The organism is Nostoc sp. 106C, assembly GCF_002154725.1.
Classification (GTDB): domain Bacteria; phylum Cyanobacteriota; class Cyanobacteriia; order Cyanobacteriales; family Nostocaceae; genus Aulosira.
On sequence record NZ_MTAW01000028.1, the window covers coordinates 1 to 4,330 of the forward strand.

Annotated in this window: 1 protein-coding gene, 1 rRNA gene, 1 pseudogene and 1 other annotated feature; all 3 genes and pseudogenes read left to right on the top strand. The window is 43.4% G+C overall.

All coding sequences use genetic code 11. The features are described from left to right. A 16S ribosomal RNA gene (locus BV375_RS01455) occupies positions 1-512 on the top strand; the annotation flags it as partial. A 523-nt stretch (positions 513-1,035) separates the two neighbouring features. Then, positions 1,036-1,919: a sequence feature (23S ribosomal RNA rRNA prediction is too short), on the top strand. A 347-nt stretch (positions 1,920-2,266) separates the two neighbouring features. Then, complete coding sequence (locus BV375_RS01460; RefSeq protein ID WP_086756504.1) at positions 2,267-3,136, top strand: SGNH/GDSL hydrolase family protein; 870 nt, start codon at positions 2,267-2,269, stop codon at positions 3,134-3,136. A gap of 19 nt (positions 3,137-3,155) precedes the next feature. Further along, positions 3,156-4,154: pseudogene (locus BV375_RS01465) on the top strand (AAA family ATPase); the annotation flags it as partial. Between the last annotated feature and the right edge of the window lie 176 nt (positions 4,155-4,330).

Consider the following 4,330-nt stretch of genomic DNA (forward strand, 5'->3'; position numbering starts at 1 on the left):
GATCAGCCACACTGGGACTGAGACACGGCCCAGACTCCTACGGGAGGCAGCAGTGAGGAATTTTCCGCAACGAGCGAAACCCTCGTCTTGAGTTGCCAGCAAGTAAAGTTGGGAACTCTCAAGAGACCGCCGATGATAAATCGGAGGAAGGTGGGGATGACGTCAAGTCTTCATGTCTCTTACATCCTGGGCTACACACGTACTACAATGCTGTGGACAAAGGGCAGCAAACGAGCGATCGTAAGCAAATCCCATAAACCACGGCTCAGTTCAGATCGCAGGCTGCAACTCGCCTGCGTGAAGGTGGAATCGCTAGTAATTCCAGATCAGCATTGCTGGAGTGAATTCGTTCCCGGGTCTTGTACACACCGCCCGTCACACCACGGAAGTTGGTTTTGCCCGAAGTAGTTACCCTAACCGCAAGGAGGGGGATGCCGAAGGCAGGACTGGTGACTGGGGTGAAGTCGTAACAAGGTAGCCGTACCGGAAGGTGTGGCTGGATCACCACCTTAACAGGGAGACCAACTCAAGTCAAAAGTCAAAAACAAGACTAAAGACGAAGTAGGTAAAAAACTTTGACTTTGAGTCATCCCAGGTCGGTCGAGATTGGCTTTGAGGCTTTCAAACTATATTTATTTGGTTCAAGTCTCATGAGTGTAGTAGAACCAACCATCAACAAGTTAGGTTCTGCCCACTGTTGGGTCACCAAGAGTTTAGTACATTAGTATTAATGGTGAATGAGCTAAGGAAATCGAACTTCAACAGTAGTGATAAAAACTAACATGAAAAAGTTCGGTTCTTCCCACTGATGATCTGCTCGACTAAGCAGTACATTAGTATTATTGAGATTGAACTCTGTACATCAAATCTCTTCAGCACCTGATCTAGAAAAGCTAGAGAGAATGCTGGAGTGAAATCCAGACAGAACCTTGAAAATTACATAGCAACTTGTCAGGTAGAAAGCGTTGATTGTTAATAGTTAACAGTCAATAGCATTCGCAGACAGCAATGTAGAAATTGTGGTCAAGCTAATAAGGGCTGACGGTGGATACCTTGGCACACAGAGGCGAAAAAGGACGTGATTACCGACGAAATGCTCCGGGAAGTTGGAAGTAAACATTGAGCCGGAGATGTCCGAATGGGGCAACCCCAAGTACAGCCTGTTGAATATATAGACAGGTATGAGCCAACCCAGCGAACTGAAACATCTTATACCAATTCACGAAAATCCTGATAAACATAAATTTTTCGTAGGGGTTTAGCATTGCTCATACGTGTAAACTTAACGTGAAACCCTTGTTAAAACGTGATTTTGTATTCACTCACCTACCATTACGATCCTCGTCACCCCACCCCAGTTTTGTCTAAAGCCAAAACTTCCCCTCCCCGCAGGCGGGGAGAAGTTGCGTGCGGGGGTTCCCCCCCGTTGAGCAAACTTCGGGGGAGGGGATTAAGGGGTGGGGTAAAACGTATGTGGGATAAGCGTTTGAGCTTAAGTTGACACCAATGAGCAATGCTAAACCCTGAAGCGCATTATTTGTATCATTATTAAGGTGAAATGGTATTAGTAGCTGGAGGAAGAGAAAGAAATTCGATTCCCCTAGTAGCGGCGAGCGAAGCGGGAACAGCCTAAACCAGTTGTATTTACAACTGGGGTTGTGGGACAGCGACATGGAATCAATTAACTAGACAAAGCAGTTAAAAGCTGCACCAGAGAGAGTTATAGTCTCGTAGTCGAAAGTGAAACGATACTAGCTGCATCCCAAGTAGCACGGCTCACGTGGAATCCCGTGTGAATCAACGAGAACCATCTCGTAAGGCTAAATACTACTGTGTGACCAATAGTGAACAAGTACCGCGAGGCAAAGGTGAAAAGAACCCCACAAGGGGAGTGAAATAGAACATGAAACCGTTAGCTTACAAGCAGTGAGAGGACTATTTAAAGTCTGACCGCGTGCCTGTTGAAGAATGAGCCGACGAGTTATAGGCACTGGCAACTGGTCAAGCGCTCCTGCACCGAAGCCGAGCCTTGCTAACAGACCGAGCGAGGGCTTGACCTCAACAAATATTGGTACATTAACAAGTTGCTATGTAATCTTCAGGGTTCTGAATTTTAGATATAAATTTGGCTATTAATTTCAAATTCAATATCTAAAACAAAGGCTAGATAGAGTTCTCCAATTAATAGCTTGATTTTTTAGAGAAAAGCTCTCTTCCTCTGCTGGGGAGGAGGGCTTTGCCATTCTGCTAAGGAGAAACTTTCAGAGTGAAAAAAAAGATTTTTGCAGTAGTACTGGCTCTTTTAACTTTTATTATGGTTGTATTTGCAGCTTCTACACAGAGTTCTCAAGTTCACGATGAACAAATCAACGAACTCTATGTTTTTGGGGATAGCCTTTCAGATACAGGCAATATATTCAAGGCTACCAATGGAGTTTATCCTCCTAGTCCTCCTTATTTCCAAGGACGTTATTCTAATGGTCCAGTTTGGGTAGAACATCTTAGCTCTAAACTAGGATTGAATAATACCAAAAATATTAATTTTGCTTGTGGTGGTGCAACTACTATTAGCGGTAGTCTTAACGGTATTCCTGGAGCGTTAGCGCAAGTATATAGTTATACAAAAAACCAGCAAAAGCTAAACCCAAATGCACTTTATATCCTTTGGGCTGGAGCCAATGATTATCTTTTCGGGACTACTAATACTACTGCGGCGATCGCCAATTTATCTAATGCAGTTCAGTCATTGTTAACAGCCGGAGCTAAAACAATTTTGGTAGCTAATTTACCTGATTTAGGAAAGATTCCAGCTACTTATAATACTTTCAATTCTAGTAACCTGAGTGCGGTGACAAGTCTGCATAATTCAGAATTGACTAAATCTATCGATTCACTTCAACAAAAATTTGGTTCTGGCAGTAAAATCATCCAACTCGATGTTAATTCCATATATCGAGAAGCAATTTCTAACCCAGCAAAATTTGATTTCACAAATGTGACTAGTTCTTGTCTATCTAATGTAACTTCCTGTAGCAATCCAGACAAGTTTTTATTTTGGGACAGCATTCATCCGACAACGGCTGCTCATCGCATCTTGGCAGATGCAGCACTAAAAGCAATTTCAATATCGCGATAAATCTCCAGATACAAAAATCATGCAAAATAGCGGCGATCTGCAAAAATTACTGGATATTTTACCTCAAGAAATCCGCGAAACTTTAGCCCAACACTCACAGCTAGACAATTTAGTTGAAGTTGTTATGGATTTGGGCCGTCGTCCAGAAGCTCGCTTTCCTGGCGAATCAGAGTATTTATCTCAAATAGCTGTAACTCAAAAACAACTCGATGATTGCATTCAAAAAGTAGGAACCTTTGCTGAAGATAATCGTGCTGGTATTGAGCAAACTTTACACCGGATCAGCGCCATTCGTAACCGCAATGGCAAGATTATTGGTTTAACTTGTCGTGTTGGTCGTGCCATATATGGCACGATCGCAATGATTCGCGATTTGGTAAAAACTGGTCAATCAATTCTCATGCTGGGTCGCCCTGGAGTGGGGAAAACGACAGCGTTGCGGGAAATTGCCCGTGTTTTGGCAGACGAACTTTATAAGCGGGTGGTAATTATCGACACGTCTAACGAAATTGCTGGTGACGGTGATATTCCTCACCCCGCAATTGGTAGAGCACGCCGGATGCAAGTAGCACGTCCAGAACTACAGCATCAGGTAATGATTGAAGCTGTGGAAAACCACATGCCAGAAGTCATTGTGATTGATGAAATTAGCACAGAACTAGAAGCTTTGGCAGCGCGTACAATTGCAGAACGAGGTGTGCAATTGATCGGTACTGCTCACGGTAATGAAATCAAAAACCTAATTAAAAACCCGACTCTATCTGATTTGGTTGGCGGTATTCAATCGGTAACTTTAGGAGATGATGAAGCCAGAAGACGGCGCACGCAAAAAACAGTTTTGGAACGCAAAGCGCCTCCTACTTTCGAGATTGCTATAGAGATGCTAGAACGCCAGCGTTGGGTGGTGCATGAAAGCGTTGCTGACACAGTAGATAGTTTATTACGGGGGCGTCAACCTAACCCGCAAGTGAGAACTATTAATAACAATGCTCAAGTGACGATTACACGGGAAATAGCTACTTCTGACATTTCCACGCCAGCGCCAGAAAATGTATTGAAGTACCCAGTTAAACCATCAGAAAAGTTACTATCTTTTCCCCGTTCCCCAAAGCAAAAACAAGAATTACAGCAAATAGAAGGGGGTGCATCCCAGTTTTTATTCTCCTGAAATAGATAAATAAATCATGAGAAATT